This is a genomic window from Vibrio nigripulchritudo (assembly GCF_027924785.1).
GTDB classification, from domain to species: Bacteria; Pseudomonadota; Gammaproteobacteria; order Enterobacterales; family Vibrionaceae; genus Vibrio; species Vibrio nigripulchritudo.
This window is the reverse complement of the sequence record NZ_AP027049.1, coordinates 2,530,252-2,554,297: the sequence shown is the minus strand read 5'-3', so window position 1 is coordinate 2,554,297 and position 24,046 is coordinate 2,530,252. Positions and strand designations below refer to the sequence as shown.

The 24,046-nt window shown below is 45.6% G+C and carries 17 protein-coding genes; 15 read left to right on the top strand and 2 right to left on the bottom strand.

Going from position 1 to position 24,046, the window contains the following annotated elements; all coding sequences use genetic code 11:
• Positions 1-96: 96 nt before the first annotated feature.
• The 14 genes from QMG91_RS11625 (at position 97) to QMG91_RS11560 (ending at position 19,497) form a co-directional block, all read left to right on the top strand.
• Positions 97-1,113, top strand: coding sequence for a substrate-binding domain-containing protein (locus QMG91_RS11625; RefSeq protein WP_281826609.1), 1,017 nt, complete (start codon positions 97-99; stop codon positions 1,111-1,113).
• Entirely contained in the window at positions 1,110-3,788 is a 2,679-nt protein-coding gene (locus tag QMG91_RS11620; protein WP_281826608.1) for an ATP-binding protein, read from the top strand. The genes QMG91_RS11625 and QMG91_RS11620 overlap by 4 nt, the downstream gene beginning before the upstream one ends.
• The gene (locus tag QMG91_RS11615; RefSeq protein ID WP_004399214.1) at positions 3,775-4,971 is read left to right on the top strand and encodes a hybrid sensor histidine kinase/response regulator; all 1,197 of its coding nucleotides are present in this window, start codon (positions 3,775-3,777) and stop codon (positions 4,969-4,971) included. The genes QMG91_RS11620 and QMG91_RS11615 overlap by 14 nt, the downstream gene beginning before the upstream one ends.
• A 220-nt stretch (positions 4,972-5,191) precedes the next feature.
• Positions 5,192-6,190 carry a BMP family lipoprotein gene (locus QMG91_RS11610; protein ID WP_004399215.1) on the top strand — a complete coding sequence of 333 codons (999 nt, stop codon included), beginning with the start codon at positions 5,192-5,194 and terminating at the stop codon, positions 6,188-6,190.
• A gap of 392 nt (positions 6,191-6,582) precedes the next feature.
• Entirely contained in the window at positions 6,583-8,127 is a 1,545-nt protein-coding gene (locus QMG91_RS11605) for an ABC transporter ATP-binding protein (RefSeq protein WP_004399216.1), read from the top strand.
• The gene (locus tag QMG91_RS11600) at positions 8,124-9,221 is read left to right on the top strand and encodes an ABC transporter permease (protein ID WP_004399217.1); all 1,098 of its coding nucleotides are present in this window, start codon (positions 8,124-8,126) and stop codon (positions 9,219-9,221) included. The genes QMG91_RS11605 and QMG91_RS11600 overlap by 4 nt, the downstream gene beginning before the upstream one ends.
• Before the next feature lie 11 nt (positions 9,222-9,232).
• Positions 9,233-10,207 (top strand): ABC transporter permease, encoded by a 975-nt coding sequence (locus tag QMG91_RS11595; protein ID WP_004399218.1) that lies wholly within the window; start codon positions 9,233-9,235, stop codon positions 10,205-10,207.
• Between the two features lie 136 nt (positions 10,208-10,343).
• On the top strand, positions 10,344-11,879 hold the full coding sequence (locus tag QMG91_RS11590; RefSeq protein ID WP_281826603.1) for a DUF1800 domain-containing protein: 1,536 nt from the start codon (positions 10,344-10,346) through the stop codon (positions 11,877-11,879).
• On the top strand, positions 11,876-13,210 hold the full coding sequence (locus tag QMG91_RS11585) for a DUF1501 domain-containing protein (RefSeq protein WP_281826601.1): 1,335 nt from the start codon (positions 11,876-11,878) through the stop codon (positions 13,208-13,210). Before QMG91_RS11590 ends, QMG91_RS11585 begins: the two co-directional genes overlap by 4 nt.
• A 183-nt stretch (positions 13,211-13,393) precedes the next feature.
• Entirely contained in the window at positions 13,394-14,698 is a 1,305-nt protein-coding gene (locus tag QMG91_RS11580; protein WP_022550193.1) for an inosine/guanosine kinase, read from the top strand.
• Between the two features lie 392 nt (positions 14,699-15,090).
• Complete coding sequence (locus tag QMG91_RS11575) at positions 15,091-15,357, top strand: Rho-binding antiterminator (RefSeq protein ID WP_022589451.1); 267 nt, start codon at positions 15,091-15,093, stop codon at positions 15,355-15,357.
• A 223-nt stretch (positions 15,358-15,580) separates the two neighbouring features.
• A complete protein-coding gene (locus QMG91_RS11570) occupies positions 15,581-16,255 on the top strand; it encodes a response regulator transcription factor (RefSeq protein WP_281826599.1) in 675 nt (224 codons plus the stop codon).
• A complete protein-coding gene (locus QMG91_RS11565; RefSeq protein ID WP_281870030.1) occupies positions 16,239-17,549 on the top strand; it encodes a HAMP domain-containing sensor histidine kinase in 1,311 nt (436 codons plus the stop codon). The genes QMG91_RS11570 and QMG91_RS11565 overlap by 17 nt, the downstream gene beginning before the upstream one ends.
• 304 nt (positions 17,550-17,853) lie before the next feature.
• Complete coding sequence (locus QMG91_RS11560) at positions 17,854-19,497, top strand: methyl-accepting chemotaxis protein (protein WP_281826597.1); 1,644 nt, start codon at positions 17,854-17,856, stop codon at positions 19,495-19,497.
• A 163-nt stretch (positions 19,498-19,660) separates the two neighbouring features.
• Here QMG91_RS11560 and QMG91_RS11555 read toward each other — a convergent pair whose 3' ends face one another.
• Together QMG91_RS11555 and QMG91_RS11550 are read right to left on the bottom strand one after the other, a co-directional pair.
• Positions 19,661-20,638 carry a chemotaxis protein CheV gene (locus QMG91_RS11555; RefSeq protein ID WP_004399232.1) on the bottom strand — a complete coding sequence of 326 codons (978 nt, stop codon included), beginning with the start codon at positions 20,636-20,638 and terminating at the stop codon, positions 19,661-19,663.
• Positions 20,639-20,920: 282 nt separating this feature from the next.
• Positions 20,921-22,921 carry a GGDEF domain-containing phosphodiesterase gene (locus QMG91_RS11550; RefSeq protein WP_038122887.1) on the bottom strand — a complete coding sequence of 667 codons (2,001 nt, stop codon included), beginning with the start codon at positions 22,919-22,921 and terminating at the stop codon, positions 20,921-20,923.
• A gap of 670 nt (positions 22,922-23,591) precedes the next feature.
• On the opposite strand from QMG91_RS11550, the gene QMG91_RS11545 reads away from it, so the two are divergent.
• Positions 23,592-24,011, top strand: coding sequence for a CBS domain-containing protein (locus QMG91_RS11545; RefSeq protein WP_004399234.1), 420 nt, complete (start codon positions 23,592-23,594; stop codon positions 24,009-24,011).
• Positions 24,012-24,046: the final 35 nt, after the last annotated feature.

Here is a 24,046-nt window from a genome sequence, read left to right as displayed (position 1 = left end):
TTTAATAGCTCATTGATTCAATCTATTGACCTGTTCCACAAAAGTTAAAAGGACTGTCTATACTCAATAAAAAGTGTGATTGAGATGGAACTTCCTATGCTTACTTCAACCTTGAGGCGAGTCATTGTGCGCCTTTTTGTAGCCCCGGTTTTGCTGGTTTTGTGTCTGGTACCCAGTGCAATAGCCGAGAAAACCGAAAAGAGAACGTACTACTTCGTAGGTGCGTTTTTAGCTCATCCTTACGTGCGTGATATCAAACTTGGTTTCAAGTACGCCAGCCAGAAACTCGACGTCAATATTGCCACTCTAGGACCACAAGGTCCGGATTGGGATGCCCAATATAAAGCGATGGAAACCGCCATTGCAGCAAACCCAGATGGCATCATCGTGCCCTTGTGGGTCGACAAAGTGGTACCGCTCATTGTAGAGGCGCGTAAGAAAGGGATAAAGGTCATTGCGATAGAAGCTGCGCCTGATGATCACAATGCGAATACCTACATCGGTTTAGACAATTATCAGGCCGGTCTGCTTACCGCCAAAGAGCTGCTTCGCATTGGTGGTAGCAAAGGCAAGCTCGGGCTGGTATTAAACCAAGCCAGTAACACAGCATTGAAACGTCAGGGTGTTATGGATGGGCTGAAAGGAAGCGAGTGGGAAATTGTCGCCGAGGTAGATGACAAAACCAACACGGATCAGGCAAGTCAGGTCACCATGCAATTGCTGCGGGACAACCCCGAAATTACGGGGCTGATTGGTCTGAACTCCAGTTCTGGTGTAGGAATCGGAAATGCTATCGGGCAGTTAGGTTTGATGGACAAAGAGTTGGCGATTGTCGTTCATGACCGTGAAGATACCGTGCTTGAATTTATCGAAAGTGGGGTCATCGACTCCACCATTGTCGCGAAAACAGCAATGATGAGTTATCTCTCCGTTTCTTTACTGGAGGATTATCACAGCCGGGTGGAGAACGATATTCCGGTCGCCAGTGATATTGCAACCATAGGGATTACGCTATTACCCGAAGTGGTCAACATCGGCGCAGTTGTCGTAAACCAAGAAAACGTGACTCATTTTTTACGCAAGAATCTGGTAAGTAGCTGGAAGGCTAAATGACGTTTAAGACCAAACTCTTTGTATTCACTCCATTGCTCGTGGCGCTGACGATAGTCTTGTCTATTGTCGCGTCCAATGTCCTGATGCGTAGCGAGATTAACCGGCAGAATGAGGCGCGTCTTCACAATGCCACTAGTTCACTTCAGCGTCGCATACTGGACGACTTTCCTCATATACACCGCCAATATGAAGCATTTCGCAACAGCGGTTCCACTCAGTTTTTAATGGGAGTGGAAAGAGGAAGTGTATTCACGGCTGAAGACTTTTTAGGAGTCTTGACCTTTTATCCAGACGTTCGGGAGTATCTACTGGAGTTTGCCCGTCTTTATGACATCACCAGTTATGCCATTTACTTGCCAGCAGACCCAAATTCCAAAGCCCCCGTATTTGATGAAGGCGTAAATTATCTTTATGCCCAATACAATGCCGAGCTAGACGGCATCATTCTTAATGAAAGTACCCTGATAAGCTGGGATGCAAGAAACTTTTTGCGCAAGAAAGAGATCACGCCAGTCCTCAACTTTCCGAAAAAGTTTGTCGGTTCAGCGGGAACAGAACTCGCCACCTTATCTGACGGCAGTATCGGTATCAGTTACAGCTTTGAACTCGACAACGGTGGAATTCTGGTTCTTCAGAGAAGCTGGGATTTCGATTTGGCGATTCAGGAAGTCGACCTCGGTGTAGAGATAACGCTATACGATGAAGACCGCCAGCGAATTGATGGCTCTAAGCTGTTCCGGGTGCTCACTGACGAGGTGCCAGTCGGAACGCCAAAGAAGTTAATGGAACTTCAGGACGTGGATGGTCAGATACACACTGGGCTGGCATCCACCATTCGGGATAAAGGTGTCATTCTTGGCTATCTGGTGACATCGATTTCTCAGCAGGTGATTGAAGACGCTACTAAGCGGGTTGCAGTACTGCTCATTTTATCTGGTCTGGTTCTGGTATTACTCGCCGTAGCCATTGCCATTCTGATGGCGCGCTCTTTCATTGAACCCATTTCGCAGCTCATCAAAGATTTCAGCGCCATTGCGAACGGCAACATCAATCATAAAATCAACATTAGCCGCCGTGATGAGTTTGGCGAGCTGGCGCGAAACTTCTACTTCATGCAAAGCGCAATCAAAGACAACATTACCGAACTGAACCTGAAAATTCAGGAACGGGATGTGGCAGAGCGGAAAGTTCGTAAACTGAATGAAGAGCTGGAAGATCGCGTTATGCAGCGCACAGAAGAGCTTCGGCATGCCGTGGGTGAAATGGAAAAAGCCAAAGAAGGGGCAGAGAAAGCCAATCAGGCGAAGTCGGAGTTTCTGGCGAACATGTCCCACGAAATTCGCACGCCCATGAATGCGATTCTCGGGTTTTCTGAAATTCTCTATTCAGAAGAGACCAATCCGAAAAAACTCAACTTTATCAATAAAATCAGAACGTCCGGTAAGGCGCTACTTCATCTGATCAATGACGTGCTGGATCTATCGAAAGTAGAAGCGGGCAAACTGGAATTCCACATGGCGGCGACGTCGGTTCCCAAAATGTTCGAAGAACTGCACGACATGTTTGAACATAAGGCAACCAGCAGTAACCTCGCACTGATTTATGAAATAGAAAAAGGGATGCCAGAAAGCCTGTTGCTAGACGAAAACCGCTTGCGTCAGGTATTCATTAACCTTATCGGTAATGCCGTAAAATTCACTGAGCAGGGGTACGTTAAGGTGACGTCCCGCGCCATATCTGTGGATAACGATTTCCGACTCGAATTTGATGTAGAAGATACAGGTATCGGTATTAGAGAAGATCAGATAGGTAAGATCTTCGGCTCCTTCGAGCAGGCGGAAGCCACTGAAAGCCGCTTTGGAGGCACAGGGCTTGGACTTGCCATCAGCAGACAGATTATTGAACTGATGGGCGGTCAAATCAGCGTGAAGAGTGAGTTTGGAGTTGGAACCACCTTTAGCGTTACGCTTCCTATTGTTAAGAGTGCTCAGGAAGTTGAACAGGATTCAGGTGAACACAGCCCGAACCAGAAAGTGGCGTTTGAACCAGCGAAAATCCTGATTGCCGATGATGTCGATTACAACCAGGAAATTCTGGCACAATTCCTGTCGGATTCTCCGTTTTCTCTCGATTACGCAGACGATGGGTTACAGGTACTGGAGCGGGTAGAAAGGTTTGTTCCCGACCTCATTCTGATGGACATTAAAATGCCCAACATGGATGGGCGTGAAGCATCTGAAAAGCTCAAGAATGATCCCCGCTTCAAAGATATTCCTATCATTGCTGTGACTGCATCGGCTTTGTCGGATTCACTGGACACTTATATCCAGCACTGTGAGGGCTACATAACAAAACCCGTAGATAAAGATAGCCTGACGGAGGAGCTTAAGAAATTCCTTGCCTATACTAGAGTTAATGGAGTTGCTAATAGTGCAGTTGCATTACAGTCACAACCTGCTGAAGTAGAAGGGGAAATTCGAGTACCAGGTGGGGAAATCCTAACTAAAATCCGTGCATTAGCGGTTGACGGCTACATCGATGATATTCAAGAGCTGATGCACCCCCTTTCAACCGATTTTCCAGAATTTACCGAGCGTGTCGTCAAGTTTGCACATGAATTCGACGATCAGAAAATAATCGACATGGTGGATGATTACGTCAATGAGCAACCATGAAATCTCTATTCTTATCGTGGATGACAGCCCTTCTAACCTCGGGGTCGCGTCCGGATTTCTTCGTGAGCTAGGATACAAAATCGCGACGGCAAACAACGGTAAAACCGCATTGAGTCGCGTAGAAAGAATTAAGCCCTCTCTTATTCTTCTGGATGTAAATATGCCGGAAATGAATGGCTTTGAGGTTTGCCAAATTCTGAACGGAAACCCAGAGTATGTGGATATTCCTATCATTTTCCTCACTGCACTGACGGATCAGGATGCGAAAGAAAAGGCATTTTCTTCCGGCGCTGTGGATTACATCAGCAAGCCTTTCCAGAAGAAAGAGTTGATTGCTCGGGTGCAAAACCACTTGAGCATCAGTCAGTCCAAGCGCGAGCTGGAACGTCTGGTTCAGGAAAAGTCAGATGCTCTGGACCAGCTTCGCAACACTCAAAATATGCTGGTGGAATCTGAGAAGATGGCGTCGCTCGCGAAACTTGTATCTGGCGTCGCTCATGAAATGAATACGCCAATAGGTAATTGCATCAGTACGTTTTCTGCGATTCGTGACACGGTCGCAACATTAGAAAATAGCATTGAGAGTGGGGCGCTCTCAAAAAACAACATGATTTCTACCCTAGAGTCGATCCGCGATTTCACCACCATAGGTCTCAACAACACGTCTAAACAGACCCGTTTAATAGATTCTTTCCGAGAGCTGGATGCAGCAGGTGCTGAAACCAAGGTTCAGCCTGTGAATGTTGGTCGCTTTCTCTCGGAAGGGATTGAATCGGTTTCCACCACACAGAGTATCGAAACTAAGTTCAATATCGAGTGCGATCCGACGCTCACCGTGAAGCTCAATACCTGGATTGTTCATGACGTTTTGCAAAAGCTTGTTTTGAATACGTACCATCACGGGTTTTCTGGCAGTAATTCAGGGCAGGTATGGTTAAAAGTAAGGCATCAAAATGGCGAATTAGAGGTGGAATACTCGGATGACGGGAAAGGCGTTTCTGCAGAAGTTGAACACACGCTTTTTGAGCCTTTTATCACAACTGAACGTGGTCAGGGATTTGTCGGGCTCGGATTACACGTCGCCTATATTTTAGTTACTCAATATCTCAAAGGTCGAATTGAACTGATAAACTCACCGGACGGAGCTCGGTTTAACTTCTGTTTTCCTTGTGAAATTTCTTAACTTCGCATACGAAATTTAAACAAAAAGTTCACTTTGTATACAAGAATTGTGCTCAATTTAAAGATGCAAACGATTAACTATTGTTCGAATTGAATATGTTCTTCATCACAGTCGTGAATCATGTCAAGAATCTGTAAAAAAACGAGCGATAATTACACTGCTCGTGAGGGATAGGTGCTAACTTTTACTACTTTGATACCAAATGACATGGAGAAATTGGATGATGACCTTTAAGTCAGTCGCGGTAGGTGTAGCGCTTGGGTTGGCAGCTTTTGCAGCACAAGCAGATGATTTTAAACCATCAGTTATCTTTGATATGGGTGGTAAATTCGATAAATCTTTCAACCAAGCGGCTTACAACGGTGCGGAAGCATTTAAGAAGGACACGGGGATTGAGTACGGTGAGTTTGAAATCACTAACGAAGCTCAACGTGAGCAAGCGATGCTTCGCATGGCTCAGCGCGGCTTTGACCCAATCGTTGCTGTTGGTTTCCAGCAAGCGCCAATCGTTGAAAAAGTAGCGAAGCAGTTCCCAAGAACTAACTTCGTTATCATTGATTCAGTTGTAGATCTTCCTAACGTTCGTAGTGTTGTATTTAAAGAACATGAAGGTTCCTTCCTAGTTGGTGCACTAGCGGCGCTGAAGAGTGATTCAAATGCTGTTGGCTTCGTTGGCGGCATGGACATTCCTCTGATTCGTAAATTTGCTTGTGGTTACGAGCAAGGCGCGAAGTACATCGATAAAAGCACTAAAGTTGTTCAGAACATGACAGGTTCTACGCCTGCGGCATGGAACAACCCAACAAAAGGTGCAGAGCTGGCTAAGTCTCAGTTCGACCAGGGTGTTGACGTTGTATACGCAGCAGCTGGTGGTACTGGTGTCGGTGTATACCAGGCAGCAGTTGATGAAAAGAAATACGCAATCGGTGTTGATTCAAACCAGAACTACCTACACCCAGGCGTAATGCTGACTTCTATGGTTAAGCGTGTAGACGTAGCGGTGAAAGATGCATTCATGGATGCGAAAGCTGGTACTTTCACTTCTGGCGTTCAGTCTCTAGGTCTTAAAGAAGAAGGTGTTGCTTGGGCACTTGATGAGCACAACGCAACCCTTATCACGCCAGACATGGCAAACAAGATCGAGAAAATCCGTGATGACATTATCGCGGGTAAAGTAGTGGTTCACGACTACTTCTCAAACAGCGCTTGTACATACTAATTACGTAAGTAGTAATGCCGGACATGGCTAAACTGTGTCCGGTTTTTTATTTTCAGACCCAATAGATTGGGCATAAAAGCTGAGATCTATCGAATTGATTAGGACGACAGATCTTAGAAGCAAGCAATAACCTGTATTACCCAAAATCAGGTTCATTGACTATATTTCAGCAGTAGTCTGACAGATACCGATGACTAAGCTAATTCGCGTTAAATGGCTGCATTCAAAATAAGAGATTTTCGTCAAGCCGTTTCAATGAATTGCGTATTAGCCCGGTAAATCCACGAATTTGTCATTGCTGGGGTTTATACAACCGTAGATAACAGAATCTGGCTTATCGAGTCACGAGCCAACGTTAGTTTCCGATTCATTCAGTCACTCAGGGAGAGAGAATGAGCAGTCCTGCCATTGAGTTAAAACTCGTTAATAAGCGCTTTGGCGCGGTTTGGGCAAACAAAGATATTAATTTTGCTGTCCAGCCGGGCACCATTCACGGCATCGTGGGGGAAAATGGTGCAGGCAAGTCGACTCTAATGTCGATCTTGTATGGCTTTTACGAAGCAGATTCCGGTTCCATTCACGTGGATGGAAAGCAAGTTGCCATCAAAAACTCTCAAGATGCTATCGATTTGGGTATCGGTATGGTCCACCAGCACTTTATGTTAGTGGAAACCTTTACCGTGCTTGAAAATATTATGCTTGGGGCGGAAAGTCACAGCCTGATTTCTCACAGTACAAAAGATGCTGAAAGAGCATTGCATGAAATTGAAACCAAGTATGGTCTGGATGTAGACAACCATGCTTTGGTGTCTGATTTACCTGTAGGTTTACAGCAGCGTGTAGAGATTCTGAAAGCCCTGTATCGAGGGGCAAGAATCTTGATCTTGGATGAACCCACAGGGGTACTGACTCCGCAAGAAACGGAGCAGTTATTCGACATCCTGAAAACCCTGAAAGAGCAGGGCGTGACCATTATCCTTATCACCCATAAGCTGAAAGAAATCATGTCAGTAACCGACAGTGTTTCTGTAATGCGAGCAGGTGAAATGGTCGCGCATCGTCAAACATCGGAAACCAACCCTCAAGAGTTGGCAGAGCTGATGGTTGGTCGAAAAGTGCTTCTTAACGTCGACAAATCAGAAGCAGCGCCGCAGGAAACACGCATTGAAGTGAACAATGTCAGTTACTTCGATGATCGAGGCGTCAAACGACTCAAAAATCTGAACTTTGAAGTGAAAGCCGGTGAAATACTGGGTGTTGCTGGGGTATCTGGTAATGGTCAGTCCGAGTTGTTGCACGTTCTGGCTGGTACGTTAGTACCGCAGGAAGGTGAAACTAAGGTGACCACTTCTCAAGGTTCTAAAACCTTCAGTGCGTCGACATCCCGTGATGCCGCTCTGATGCGTGAACTGAGCATTGGTCATATCCCTGAAGACCGAATTAAACAAGGCTTAGTGAAAACGATGCCTGCTTCAGAAAACGCGATTTTGGGCTTCCATCATAACGATGAATATGGAGCGAAGCTTCTTGATTTGTCTGCCATTGATGGTGCCACGCGCGACATGATGGAGCAGTATGATGTCAGACCCGTCGATCCGAATCTTAAAAGCGCTAACTTCTCTGGTGGTAACCAGCAGAAGCTGATCATTGCTCGCGAAATGCTGAAGCACCCAGATGTCATTCTGGTTGGGCAGCCTACCCGTGGGGTAGACATCGGGGCGATTGAGTTTATCCATAAAAACATCATTGCAGCTCGTGACAACGGCGCTGCGGTACTTCTCGTTTCAACTGAACTGGACGAAATTATGTCTCTGTCTGATCGCATTATCGTGATGGTAGACGGCGAGATTTCCGGTGAAGTAAAAGCAAGTGAAACGGATGAGAAAGGACTTGGTCTGCTGATGGCCAATGCCAGTGCAGAAGGAGAAGTACAATGAACAAAACCGTACCCGCATGGGTAAATGTGGCTTTAGTCCCGTTTCTCCAACTTGTTTTGGCGTTAGTGGTATCAAGCCTTGTGGTTTTACTGGTCGGTGAAAGCCCGGTAGCGGCTTTCTCTGTAATGATTCAGGGGGCAACCAACCTTGAATACGGTGGTTTGAGCAATACCTTGTATTACTCAACGAACTTTATCTTCACTGGCTTGGCGGTTGCAGTTGCGTTTCATGCCGGGCTGTTCAACATCGGTGGTGAAGGTCAGGCGTATATCGCTGGTTTGGGTATCGGTATTTTGATGCTGCTACTAGACGGCATCTTGTCGGTTTGGTTAATGGCGCCACTGGCTATTATTGTTGCTGCTGCATTCGGTGCGCTATGGGGCGCGGTACCAGGTTATCTGCAGGCAAAACGCGGTTCTCACATTGTTGTAACTACGATCATGTTCAACTTTATTGCGTTTTCTGTCATGGGTTACGCTTTGGTGGAACACATTGCCAAATACGGTGGTAACTCAACGGATTCCCGCTACTTCAACCCAGAAGCCGTATTCCCTAAACTGCACGAATGGGGAGCCGCTCACGGGTTTGAACTGCCATTCTCTCTTCTTAACCCGTCTTTGCTTATTGCTCTGGTAATGGCTTGGCTGGTTTGGTTGCTGCTTTTCCGTTCTCGTCTGGGATATGCCATTCGAGTTGTGGGGCAGAATGCTTCGGCTGCGGAATACGCAGGTATTAATGCCAAGAAGATCATCATTATTGCCATGACCATTTCTGGCGCGCTGGCAGGCATGATGGCAGTGAATGAAGTGTTTGGTGCGCACAACCGTCTGATTCTGAACTTCACTGGTGGATTTGGCTTTATTGGTATTGCCGTTGCCTTGATGGGGCGCAACCACCCGGTAGGAATCATTATCGCTGCGATTCTGTTTGGCGCCCTGTATCAGGGGGGAACAGAACTCCAGTTTGAGATGCCGAGCCTCAACCCAGAGCTGATCATGGTTATTCAGGGTTTGGTGATCTTCTTCACTGGTGCGATGGACAGGTTAATTCGCGAACCTGTTGAAAAACTCTTCACTCGTCAAGCGAAAGCATAGGAGGTGCGACGATGGAAATATTTAACTGGCTATTGTCCACTTTCGACTCAACCATTCGTTTGGCTATTCCACTTATTTTTGCTGCGATGGCAGGGATATTCTCGGAACGTTCTGGTATTGCCGACATCGGTCTTGAAGGCAAAATGCTGTTTTCTGCCTTTGTTGCAGCGGCAACCGCCTATGCCGTTGGTTCTCCTTGGTTAGGCTTGCTAGCAGGTATTGCTGCATCCGTTTTGCTGTCTTTGGTGCATGGCTACGCTTCAATCGTTCAGAAAGGTGACCAGATCATTTCAGGGCTGGCGATTAACTTCTTTGCCTCCGGTATGACGATTACGCTTGGGCATGCGTGGTTCTCACGCGGTGGTCAGACACCGACTTTGTTAAATGAGCAGCGTTTCCTGCCGATTGACCTGCCAGGAGCAGAGTGGTTGGGGGAAAACATTCCTGTTCTTGGACCTATTTACTCAGAGCTGATTTCAGGCCACAACATTCTGGTTTATCTTGCGTTTGTTGCTGTGTTTGCGACTTGGTGGGTGTTGTTCAGAACTCGATTTGGGCTTCGTGTCCGTGCGGTAGGTGAAGAACCGAACGCTGTAGATACAGCAGGTATCTCTGTGTACTCTCTGCGTTTTCGTGCAGTTATGGTAACCGGTGTCCTATGTGGACTTGCAGGTGCGTACCTTTCTACTGCTCAGAATGCAGGGTTTGGTAAAGAGATGACCGCTGGTCAGGGCTATATCGCACTGGCAGCCGTGATCTTCGGTAAATGGCATCCGAAAGCGGCATTCTTTGCCTGTCTGCTGTTTGGATTCCTGTCTGCCCTTGAAACACGTATGCAAGGTGTCGAGGTGCCGTTAGTTGGTGTTCTTCCAACTCAGGTGTTCTCTGCTCTGCCATACGTACTTACCGTGGTTCTTCTTGCTGGCTTTATTGGCAAGGCTATCGCACCTAAAGCGATTGCTAAGCCATACACTAAAGAGCGCTAATCACAGTAAATCAATCTTTTCAAAAGCCAGCAGGTTCGCGCCTGCTGGTTTTTTTACATGTAAATCTTAGTAAAAGTACTCGGCTCTTCGGTTATTTGTCCTATAACTAATTCAAGGGAAATGACCGAGGCGAAGTATGAGGACAATACGAAATCTGCCCCTGCTACTTGTTGTTTTGGCAAGTGCACTCATCCATTCGGCACAAGCCAGTGATGACGACAAAACCCATTTTCAGGTCTTGCTTTCAGCAACATTTGGTCCCACTCAGAGTGATTTCAATGAACTGAAAAAACTGGGGCGGTCAGAATGGATTGATCTGCAGATTAGTCAGACTCCCACCTATCATTACCCACGGTTTTCTAACTCGACAGCTTTTGAAAAACAGGCGAGGCGTGAGTACGTATGGTGGCAGGTTGTCACCGAATCGCCAGACCAATTGCGTCAACGTAGCGCATTCGCTCTCAGTCAGATTTTTGTTGTTTCTCGGTTTGGGGGATTGGGGCGTTATCCTGACTCACTCGCAAGCTATTACGATGTTCTGATAAAACACGCTTTCGGCAATTTCCGGGATTTACTGCAAGAGGTGACATTACACCCCGCAATGGGTAAATATCTTTCCATGATGGGAAGTAAAAAAGCCAACCCTGAAAAAGGGCGCTTTCCGGATGAAAACTACGCCAGAGAAGTGATGCAGCTTTTTACGCTCGGTTTATATCAGCTTAACCCTGATGGCAGCGTGAAAAGAAATGCCGGAGAGCCGATCCCAGCTTATAGCCAGAATGATGTTGAAGAGCTGGCGAGAATTCTGACAGGCTGGACCCGCAGTGAAAAATCGCTAGTTAAGCCTATGAAAAACAATGGCAATCATCATGATTACGAGACTAAGCGGTTTATGGGGTATGCGTTTAAAGCCTGGCAAACCCCAAAACAAGATCTCGAACAGGCGCTGGACATTCTCTTTCATCACCCAAATCTTCCGCCCCATATATCCCGCTTGTTGATTCAAAGACTGACGTCTTCAAACCCTTCACCACAGTACATTGAGCGCGTAGCCAACGTATTTGTTAACAATGGCATGGGCATTCGAGGAGATTTGTCGGCGGTGTTTAAAGCCATTCTTATGGACCCGGAAGCCTATAGCGAACAGTCCATTAAAGTTAAAGAGCCTTTACTTGCCATGACTCAGTTATACCGGGCATTCCCACCCCAGAACAAACAGGAAGTGGATGTTCGACGGGTATACCGTGTTACGCAGCAAGGACCGCTTCGTTCGCCTTCGGTATTCAATTTCTATTCTCCCGATTATCAGCCAACAGGGGATTTGGCACAGCATAATCTGGTCGCGCCGGAACTGGCTTTGATGAACTGGAACAGTTACACCGAAATGGTCAACATCATGTTGTCTTACCTTGTGCAATCCAACAAAAATGCTCCTACCGCAAACATGCAGGGTTGGCTGGATCTGACCAGCCAGCCGAAGTCACTGGTTTCAGCGCTCGATTTCGTGTTACTTGGTGGAACCATGTCTAAGGAAATGAAAAATATTCTGGTCATTCATTCTGCAAAATATGGGAATGTGAAAGGCACGCGTAAGCAAAAGCGTCTGCTTCAGGAGTTGCTTTATCTGACTATCACCAGTGATGAATATTTTGTTCAGGGAGGTTTGAAATGAAGATTAACCGCCGTCAGTTTTTACACTCTGCATCCGCTTTATCTTTCCCTGTGCTATTGAATTCTCCCTTGGTAATGGGAGCACATGGAGACGACAACAAAGACTTTAAAGCATTGGTTTGCATCTATCTTGCCGGTGGAAACGATGGTTTTAACACTGTTATTCCAACCGACGAGAAACATTATGCTCAATACCAGAAGGCACGTTCCGATCTTGCTTTAGAACGCAATGAAATTTTGCCGATTGATTTAAAGGTGAAAGATAGAGAAGGAGAAGCCGTCAGTTTAGGATTACACCCAGCAATGCCTGAACTTCAAAATCTTATCCAGCAGGGCAAAGGTAACGTTGTGCTTAATTCCGGGATTCTACGAGAGCCTCTGAGCAAGCAAAGTATCAACAATGGCCAGTCACTGCCCCCGCAGCTGTTTTCTCATAATTCACAGGCGGGGGAATGGATGAAAGGTGCTGTCGGGCTAAGTAATGCCTATGGCTGGGCAGGTCGTATGCTGGATGTTCTTGAATTGGGCGGGAAGATAGAACCTTCTTTCAGCTTGGGCAGAGAAACGTACTGGCTTCGGGCACAGCAAGTTCAGCAAAACGTCATCAAGATCGGCAAAATCACCAAGCTGAGAATGCTGGATAAAAACAGACGTACTCGGCAAAGCTTCATTGCCATGAATGACAAGTCACCAGAAAGTCCCTTTCATCAGTACCTTTCAGATGTAAAAGGACAGGCTCTGGAAAAAAGCGAGTATCTATCTGATCAACTTGCCCCAATTGCTGATTCAGAATCACTGCTCAGCATAGGAACGTTGGGTCCCCAACTTAACTCAGCTCTGAAGTTGATAAGGCTCGCACCAAATTTTAGCCACTCAAGGCAGACGATATTTGTTCGTCTGAACGGTTTCGATACTCATGATGACCAGCTAGAAAGGCATCCAGCACTGCTTAGAGAGCTGAGTCAGGGTATTGCGCAGTTTTATGCTGAGTTAGAAAAACTGGGACTCGATTCGAAGGTGACGACATTTACTATGTCTGATTTCGGGCGAAGAATAGCGGCAAATGGAAAAGGTTCTGATCACGGGTGGGGAAGTCATCAGCTAATAGTGGGTGGCAGTGTACAAACAGAGAATGCTATTGGAGTATATCCGGACATCTCCCTAAAAGGTGCAGATGATCTAGGGGTTGGACGTATCATCCCAACTTTATCGAACGATCAGGTAGGAGCAACTCTGGCTAAGTGGATGGGCGTTACTGGAACTGGGCTGGATTATGTCTTTCCCAATCTCAAAAATTTTGCTCAACATGAACTACAATTCTTTAAATCCTGATGCGCAAATTGTGCGTCTGTAACCGTCAAAGCCACTAAATCAAACGATGTAAACGAAGTACAAACAGGGGTTTATGCTATATATCTACAAGCAAACGTTTGCCTTTTGGGGGCTTATTGCCGCGTATATACAGGCGAGCTACAATCGCGCTCCCGACTTGTCCCTTAAAAAGTTTTATTTACTATGAAGTTTCCCGGTCAAAGAAAATCCAAACATTATTTCCCTGTGCACGCGCGTGATCCACTCGTTACTCAAGCACAGGAAAGCAAGAAAATGGCTCGTACTCACATCGTTGGTATCGACCAGACTCTGGTGGATATTGAAGCGAAAGTGAGCGATGAATTCATTGAGAAATTTGCACTGAGTAAGGGACACTCTCTGGTTATCGATGATGAAACGGCTGAAAACCTCTATAACGAACTGAAAGATCAGGGGCTGGTCACCAATGAATTTGCCGGTGGTACTATCGGTAACACTCTGCACAACTATTCTGTTTTAGCTGACGATAAATCGATCCTTCTTGGGGTGATGAGTCAGGACATCAAAATTGGCAGCTACGGCTACCGCTATCTTTGCAATACTTCTAGCCGAATGGACCTAAACTACCTGCAGGGTGTAGACGGCGCTATCGGTCGCTGTTTTGCACTTATTAGTGAAGATGGCGAACGTACTTTCGCAATCAGTGAAGGTCACATGAACCAACTGAAACCGGAAAGCATACCCGAGAACATTTTCCAGAAAGCTTCTGCGCTAGTTCTTACCGCTTATCTGGTTCGTTGTAAACCGGGTGATCCAATGCCGGAAGCGACAATGCAGGCTATCCAGTATGCGAAGAAATACGATGTGCCAGTCGTTCTGACCCTGGGCACTAAATATGTGATTCAGGATGATCCTACTTTCTGGCAGGAATTCTTGGCGGATCATGTTAGCGTTGTTGCCATGAATGAAGATGAAGCTGAAGCACTGACGGGGGAAAGTGACCCGCTTTTGGCTTCGGACAAGACTCTGGAGTGGGTGGATTTGGTTCTGTGTACCGCAGGTCCCGTTGGTCTTTACATGGCAGGATTTGCTGAAGATACTGCAAAGCGTGAAACCTCATTGCCACTTCTTCCTGGTGCAATTGCGGAGTTTAACCGTTACGAATTCAGCCGCCCGGTACGTAAAGCCAATACTGATAACCCAGTCAAAGTTTATTCTCACATCGCTCCTTACATGGGTGGTCCAGAGAAAATTAAGAACACCAATGGTGCCGGAGACGCGGCATTGTCTGCGCTACTGCACGATATGGCCGCAAACCGTTACCACAAGGAGAACGTGCCTAATTCAAGCAAGCACCAGTATCCTTATCTGACGTATTCCTCGTTCTCACAAGTGTGCAAGTATTCAAACCGCGCCAGCTATGAAGTGTTGGTTCAGCATTCACCTCGTCTTTCCCGAGGATTACCAGAGCGTGAAGACAGCTTGGAAGAAGCGTACTGGGAAAGATAATTTATCTTATACCCAAGTAACCTCAAGATGCTAAGTTCAGCGAGAATTAACTGGCTTTTCAGACAAGACACCGATTTGAAGATCTAGTGGTTCTAAATCAAGAATCGGTAACGCAGTATGAAAGCCAGTTAAACTCGCCCTTGGGAGCCCATATTCTGTCTCATTTCATCGTCAAAGAACTTGGAAAGGACGGGTCATTCCGCTGCGTTCGTTTCCTTGAACTGAAACAGAATATGAGGCTCTGAATCCTGCATCTTGAGGTCACTTGGGTATATATGGTCGTATGACAGATTTGATAGCCGCCTGAAAAGGCGGCTTTTTTGTGCGCTTAAACCGGATTTATTTTCTCCCTAACAGCGGAATCTATGCCATGATTAAAAGGACGTTGTTAAATGGAAGAACTTATGATCAGCTGTGACAAGTACGACTTTATTGAACTGGCTTGTGTGTTCAAATTCAAAGTGACTTTGGAAATGTTAAATGGAGAAACAGAAGAAGGCGTTGCTACAAGTACAAAAATAGGCGCCGACCGCATTGAGTATCTTGTTTTAAGCCATCTGGACGAAGACGAATCTTTCATTCAGATGGACCAAATCCGAACCATGACTGCGAAAACGCCCAACCCGCACTTCACGACAATCCACATTAACAATAATTAATCCTATCTTCATCGCAGTTGGCTAACCTCTCCTTGATCTACTTATTCAAATAAATTCAATTAGTTAAGATTGTCTTTGCCGTGAGAAGTACGCCCTTCCAAGATATTGCATCGCCTTGGCTATTTAAGATGACCAATTAACCCCGCATTTTTGTCCTTATACAAAGTTTTATCGTTACCCCTTTGATAGTATTCACTTTGTTGAGTACTTGAAGGGTAACTGTATGAAAATTCTGGTGATTGAGGACGATGCCACCACAAGAGAATTTGTTTCTAAAGGGCTGAAAGAGCATGGCTACATCGTTGATGAAGCCGCCGACGGTCAGGATGGTTTGATGATGGCGGTAAGCTGCGACTATCAGATGATCATTTTAGACAGAATGTTACCGGGTCTGGATGGAATGAAAGTACTTGCCGCTTTAAGAGCCGCCGAAGTACAGGTTCCTGTGCTGATTTTAAGCGCAATGGATAGCGTGGAAGATCGGGTAAGTGGCTTACAGGCGGGGAGTGACGATTACCTCACCAAGCCTTTTGCCCTTGCCGAGTTAATCGCAAGAACAGACATCATAGTCCGTCGCCACAAACCAACAACTCAGATAGTCAGTAGTCTGGAGTACGCAGGCTTAAAACTGGATTTGAAAGCACACAAGGTCAGCTACGAAGGGACCGAACTTCACTTACAGCCCAAAGAGTTTCAGCTTTTGCAGTACTTCCTTGAGCATGACGAGCAGGTGATCTCCAGAATGCGCTTGTTTGAGGCGATATGGAACTATCATTTTGATCCCCGAACCAATGTGATTGATGTTCACATTGCCAACTTAAGGAAAAAGCTCGATGAGGTAGGGGGAACTAACCTGCTGCATACGGTTCGTGGGGCCGGTTATGTCCTTCGCTGTTAATCACGACCTTACCCGTTCCTCTGTATTCAAAATACTTCTGTTGTTGGTGCTGGCGATAGGGATTTTGTACTCCCTGTTTGTTCATCAGGTTTTTCTTCATTCAGAACGCTTTCACCGCGATCAACTTAACCAGCAACTTCAGGATGAACTCCAGGAGTTTGGCGATGCTAATCTACGTGGTGGCAACGAGATAGAGCGACTCGTTACCCGAAAGCGAGAATCCGACAGCCCCTTCACCTATAACATCATTCGAGTATCCATTCCCCAGTCCTATCCGGTAATGCGCAATAGCGTCGGAGATAATCAGCTTATTCTTTTTGACGGACGAACTCTGGAAATCGGAATCAAACCTGAGCTGCTGAAATCCTACCGCTCCAAAGTCGTACCCATGATCCTGTCCGGTGTTCTTATTCCTGTCACCTTCATGTTTATCGGCGTGGCAGGGTTTGCCATTGTCGTACTGCGTAAGCTCCATCGGGTCAATCACGCCATGAATCGCTTCCTGTGTGGTGAAAAAAAGGTGAAATTGCCTGTATCAGCCAATGATGATGAATTCGATATTTTGGCAATACATCTCAATTTTATGATTGAGCAGATGGAAAAGAATGAAGAGACTCTCAAATCTCTCTCAATTGGTATGGCACACGATATGCGAACGCCGATGGCTCGCTTAAAATTGAGACTTGAGGAGCTAACCCTTTCAGAAAATTTGGATGAAAGTCACGCCCAAGAGCTTATGTCGTGTCAGGATGAACTGGATCTTATCCTTTCTCTTTTCAATAGCATGCTTGAAATTGCACGGCTAAATAGTGGGCAGGTGGCAATCAAAAAAGAGGTAGTCAACCTGGGGCAGGTTACTCGAGATGTGGTGGATTTTTTAATGCCACTGGCAGAGCAAAAAAACCAAACTCTGACCTTAAGAGAAGACGAACCTTGCCAAATACAAGGTGACCGCTCACTGATGTTCCGGGCATTGTTTAACCTGGTTGAAAATGCGGTGAAGTACACACCCGAATCAGGCTGTATCGAAGTGGTGACGGATCAGTGCGGTGTCGTGGTCAGTGACAACGGCATCGGCATTTCAGACACCGATAAAAACAAAGTGTGTCAACCGCTGTTCAGGGCAGACAAAAGCCGGAGTGAGACGGGTAACGGAATTGGGTTAGCGTTAGTTGAAGCTGTGGTGAAACAGCATCAGGCTAAGTTGATTTTCAAAGATAATCAGCCGGGTCTTCGTCACGAATATTTTTCAGTTAACGGCAATTCTCCTCATAAAAAATATTGTTTAATTTAGAAATAAATGGTATTTAGTGCACCCATACGGAAAGAAGCGAAGCTTATTATAAGCCACTGTTATATATAGCCTTATTTTAATGCTGCGCAAACGATTAGCTGCTTGCTGGCGGTGAAAATTTAGGGGAAAGGCTATACGAGTCAAAAGTAACTCAAGGGAATTTTTAGCCCGCATGTTGCTTTGATTCAGATAACGAAAACACACAGTTCTATGAATTAAAATTTTGTTATCTCCGCTCACAGCGATGCCTGTGCGGGTATGTAATATCAATGTTTTAGAGTAATTGCTCTATTGTAGGTAAAGTATGAATTGGTTATCTAACCTCTCTCTGAGAATGAAAATGGCACTTCCGGTTGGAGTTATGATCGTTTTGTTCTCTTCAATCACTATTTATAACGTCGTTCTTTTTGGTGCCCAAAACCAAGCGAACCAAAAGCTCAACCATACGATTCAACCTGTTCTTGAGAAAATTGAGGATGCGTATCGCGATTTGTATCAGGTAATTTCGGCCGCGCAAGGGCTAATGCTGGCAAACGGTGATCAGGAAGAAATCAAAAAGCAGAAGTTTGAATTTGAAGACAACGCTTACAAAGCGCTCCCTCGTTTAAAGAGCCTTTACGAGCTACTTGATGCCGATGTACTGCCAGCAAGTTCCAAGCCAACCGTTGATAAGCTTATCAGAGCCACAGAAAGCTGGATTGGCAAATACGAAACCATGTTTGCAGACCCAGACCGCGCAAAAGCTCTGTTTGATCAGAACCAAAGCGCGATGATGAATGACTTTTCCGTCATGCGTAAAGCACTGAAATCTGTACGCTCAGATATTGAGAAAGTACAGGGCGACTTGCGTACACAGGCGAGTGATGCGGCACATACCTCTGAACTGGCTCTGGAGCTGGGCAGTGGTCTTGCAGTATTACTGGGTGCTACTATGACTTGGTTACTGTCCGGCTGGATCATTGGTCCGATTCGTCGCCTGAACGAAAACATGGCAGAAATCGCATCTGGTCAGGGCGATTTGACCAAACGTGTCGATATTGAATCCACTGATGAAGTGGGCGAACTGGGACGAAACTTCAATACCTTTGTGTCTTCACTGCAAAAGACCATTGGTGAAGTTGTGGATGCTACTCACCAGGTTCGCAATGAGATGAATCAGTTTAACCAGCTGACCGAAAATGTGGTCTCTGGCGTTACGTCTCAGCAGCAAGAAAGTGAAATGGTAGCGGCTGCTATCAATGAAATGCGAGCCACCAGTGAGAGCGTCAGTCAGAATGCTCAGGAAGCGGCATCTGCCAGTGAATCTGGCAACGATGAAGTTCAACAAGCCGCGAACGTGCTTCGCGCGACCGTCACTTCAATTCAGGGGCTGGCTAATGAGCTTGAACATGCAGGCTCCGTTATTCATACACTGGATTCTGACGTTTCAAACATTGCTTCGATTCTGGATGTTATTCGTGGCATCGCAGAGCAAACCAACTTACTTGCTCTTAATGCGGCGATTGAAGCGGCACGAGCAGGTGAGCAAGGTCGTGGCTTTGCGGTGGTAGCAGATGAAGTGCGTGCCTTGGCAAGTAAGACTCAGGACAGCACCGGTGAAATTCAGATCATGATTGAAAAGCTTCAGGCTGGTGCGAAAGAAGCGGTGACCGCAATGGAGTCCAGCCAGCAGGGTGGTGAACGCACCATTGAGCAGGCAAATACGGCATCTGACTCTCTGAATGAAATCAGTCGTTCGATAGGCATCATTAATGAAATGAACTCTCAGATTGCGACTGCGGCGTTTGAGCAGACCACAGTAAGTGAAGATGTGAACAGCAACATTCAGCGCATTGCAGACAACAGTCAGCAAATGGTTCATGTTGTTGAAGAAGCCAATGAGTCTTCACAAAATCTGGCGGTTCAGTGTGAGCGTCTGGACAACTTAGTGGGTCGTTTCCGCGTGTAGTGACACGACTTTGAAGGTCAGACTCAATAAAACCCCGAGCTCGTTTCGGGGTTTTGTTTATTTAAGCCAAACTCGGGATAAACGTTATTTATCATGTGATCAAAAAAGTCATGAGATCAAAAAAGGTCGCTATAGAGCGACCTTTCTAATACCTAGAATTTCACTACACGAAAATGTACTGGTCCATCATTGTAATCATACGACCGATTTCCGGTTTAGTGATGGTGTCATTGGCACCCAAGTCCAGTGCTTTCTGGCGGTTATCGTCACTCATCAGAGACGAGAACATAACAATTGGCATCTGCGCGAAGGTTTCACTGTCACGTAAACGCTTCAGCAAGTGCATGCCATCCATTCTAGGCATTTCTACGTCTGTTACCACAGCATCAACAAACTCAGAGATAGGTAGGTTTTCTGATTTCGATAGACCTTCAAATTCGGTGAGCTTCTCCAGAGCTTCGCCACCATCTTTACAGGTGATGATGTTGTAACCAGCGGAGCGTAGCGTGTTCTCAATCAAGCTACGAATGAAGGCTGAGTCGTCTACAACCATTACGGTTCTTGCCTGACGTTTTGTAACCATACGTTGGTTAAGATCAACGCTCTTATCGATGGTAACGTCGTATTTCTCCATGCTGAGCTCTGGGTTGATATCAGCAATGATTTTCTCGAAATCCAGGATCATGATCAGGTTGCCATCTTGGCGAACTACCGCAACCACACAGTCGTTTTCACCTGCTTCCAAGAACTGGCTAGGCGATTCTACATCTTCCCAGGAAATACGATGGATACGGCTGATGCTGTCTATCAGGAAGCCATTAGTCATGCGGTTGAAATCGGTAACGATAACGAACTTTCTGTCGATGTCTTGTTTGGTAGGAACACCCAACCAGCCTGCTAAATCAACAAGGGGAGTCAGCTTTTCGCGAGAGGAAAATACACCCACCATATGTGGCTGTGCATTTGGGTAATCTGTCGTTTCAGGAACCTGAATTACTTCACGTACTTTCGCAACGTTAATACCGTAATAGCAGGTTTTAGTCGTACCGTCCGGGAGTAGTTTCTGCAGATGAAATTCTATAATTTCCAGCTCATTTGTACCGCTTTCGGTTAAAACCGTACTGTTAAGGTTGTTACTCATAGATACCACATTTCAAGTTAGTACTGTCAGGCAGTTAATTGATATTTATTTTAGTATATACCCAAGGAACCTCAAGGTGCAGTGTCACAACGAAATTCTTGAGTCTAAAGCTGGGCTTGTTTAGCGTTGTAATGACAGTATAGTCAATGTTCGCTGAAGACAAGCGCAACATGATGCAAAGGCTAAATCATATCCCTGGCACTCGTAATTTATCGGCAAAAACAGTGCGGACTTTATACCCGACAACGATAAATATTTTTACCAGATGGCAGAGGTGCGAATTTAGTTCAACGTTCGTTTTAACTCAGCGTGTTTGCGCTGCGAAATGTAGTCCATTAACTGGTTAATAGGCAGCCCTCGAGAATAACGGAATCCCTGTCCAATAGTCACGCCAAGACGTTTCAATGTCAGCTCTTCTTCTGGTGTTTCAATGCCTTCGGCTATTGCCTGCATTCCTAATGTCTGACAAAGGAAGTTGATCACTTTGATTATCTGTACCGATTCTTCCCGTGAATCCAAATCCATCACGAACTTACGGTCGATTTTTATTTCATCAAAGCCGTAGCTAAGCAGGTATTCCAGCGAAGAAAATCCGGTTCCGAAATCATCCAGTGAGAAACGAACGCCACTTGCTCTCAATTGCAGTAGGTTGTCGTTCACTTCCTTTTGTTGTTGCACCTTAGCAAGCTCGGTCAGTTCTAATACCAGTTTATTTAGCGGGAAGTTATAGCGCGTAGCCAAGTTTAAAACCTGCTGGCAAAAACGCTCTTTGCTGAGAGACAAAGGCGATATGTTAATAGAGAGCGTAAAGCTATTCGGGCAGGAATGGATGTGATGCTGCCAATCTTTGAATACCTTCTCAATGATGGCCAGCGTTAAATCATGCATGGTGCCGGTTTTCTCAGCCCGAGTGATGACTTCCCACGGGGAAGACTGGTCGTTTTCATCCAGTCGCAGCAAGGATTCCACCCCGAAAATATCGAACGTCGCCAGATGCATTTGTGGCTGATAATGCATATGGAATTTGTGAGTGGCAATCAGCTCTTCGATAAAGGAATCCAGATAGATCTTATGTTTTAACGCGCTCTCGTATTGTTCGTGGTAATCACAGTAATCCAGTTTGAGCTCTGTGGCTTCCAGCAGGGCTATTTCTGCACAGTGAATAAGAAGTTCAGCTTCCGAGGCGTTGGTTGGGTGGCGGGCGATACCTAGGTTGATATTGAGATCGTGCGCACTCATGCTCTCTTTGATATTGCGATAAATAGTCTCGCTGTCTGACGGTTCTGATGCTGGCAAAAAGAGAAAAAAATCATCGCCTCCTAAGCGGCACACAGAAGCATTGGATGGATTGCATTGAACCAAGGCCTGGCTGGTTTTCTTTAAAATATCGTCGCCATGGTGTTGGCCGTATTTCAGATTGATGGACGAGAAATCGAGAATATTGACCCTGACTAGCGTTCCGTGCACGTCTGGCTGTTCAAGTGTCTGGCTCATGTTTTCTAAGAAAGCTTGTCGATTGAGATTTCCCGTTAGCGGGTCTTTTTGCGCCAATGTCGCAAGCAGTTCATTGTTCTTGTTGATGGCCTCGATGTACCTTGCCGCATGCAAAGATGACAGGTTGTAAGCGTCAACCAGATCAGAAATTTCATCTCGTTCTTTTTGCGGGTAATCCTCAATTTTGGTCAGATGTTCGTATTCGTTATGTTCGCGCTGCAAATTGAACTGAGAGGAGAGGTGCGTTAAGCGGTGTGCCACAGTTTTGTGAAATGAACGCCTTACGATGATCAGTATGCACAGCGCAATAAACAAAATAGAGGCTAGAAAAATCGATATAGAGAGTGCGAAAAAACTGAGCAGGTACTCCGGGTTCACATAGGCTTCTATATGTCCCACCACCATCTCTTCGCCGTAATTATTGATGTAGGTGAGGGGGAAACGGTGCTCCCATTCGTTCCAAATCAGATCCTTTCGCGAAACATCCAGCTCTCGGGTTTGCGCCAGCATTTCGCCTTCTGACCAAATGGAGAAATGCTCGAAAAGGCTGTCATTGTCAAAAGTAGCGGTAATGGCGGAGAGCTGTTCGAAGTCGAAATTATAGATGGCAGACGCAGTAGAACGCTCGACGGAGTGAATTCGGGAAGAGGCATTTTTCTTCATCTCGCTAAGAGAAAGGTAATAGCTGGCAACAGAAAGCAGCAACAACGCCATCAGTGTCAACCATAAAAGTGGTTGCCTAACCTGAGTCGCGACCTTGCTGGCAATTGAGACGAATTCTTTTCGCATAGACCCCATGTCCGTGAGATATTTCCTTACATAACTTCAGGTTATTGTGCGTTGACCCTAGTTACATATATTTTTCAATATCCTAGCCTGTTATACGACTAAAACTAACCGAAAAGTAACAATTGAAGTTCTTTTTTGATGTAAGAGTCAATAGTGATACATCGGATGTCGTTTTTCTATTTATTTTGTGAAAACATAGAGTTGGCGCATCTGCGTGCATATTGCTATCTATTTGGCGGCTTCCATGTTTTTAGCTTTATAATTGTCCTTTAAATCATTATTTCGGCGATTCAGTTCTAATCGTGAGTTTTAAGTGAAAAATTGGAATAAAGCTCAAGTTCTCTCCAATCGTTTATCGCCTACAAAAGCCCTCCTAAAAAGTGTAATAGAATTTAATAAGTTAACTCGGTTTTTTTTAAGTAAATGTTTAATAAGAGGGTTCAGCTCTGGGTTGCAGAAGGTATTAATAGTGAGATAGGGCTCACCTATTAATAAAATTGTTCAATTCGATTTAGTAAAAACAAGAAATTAGGCAACACTTACTTTATACCCACACAAATATGCGTTGATTTCTGCTTAATGAAGTCTGGGGTATACGAATCGGATTAAAACTAAGAGCAACATTGTTCGTTTGGTTGGCTGCGCCAAAAGGGCAATTTAAGGAGCAAAGATGGAATCATTAAAAGTAAAAGATTACATGGTGCACCATGCAGTTACCTTCACTAAAGATATGTCTCTGACTGCTGCGCTGGATAAGGTTATGAGCTCTAAGCACATGGGTGGTCCGGTTTTAGACGAACGAAAGCAGGTGATAGGATTTTTATCGGAGCAGGATTTGCTCGATAAACTGGTAAAAGTCAGCTACTACTGCCAAGACACGCACATTGTCGCCGACTGCATGAGCACAGATGTGTTAACCGTTTCTCCTGAAATGTCCGTTATTGAGCTGGCAGACATGATGAAAGTGGGTAAGCCGAAAGTGTATCCAGTCGTGAACTCAGACGGGAAATTATTGGGGATTGTGACCCGAACTGAAGTGCTCAGGGCGATTGGGATTAACCTTAAGGACTGTTTTCAACATCCGGTTTAAGCATTCGCGAGTTTGTGACAATTTGGTTTCTGATG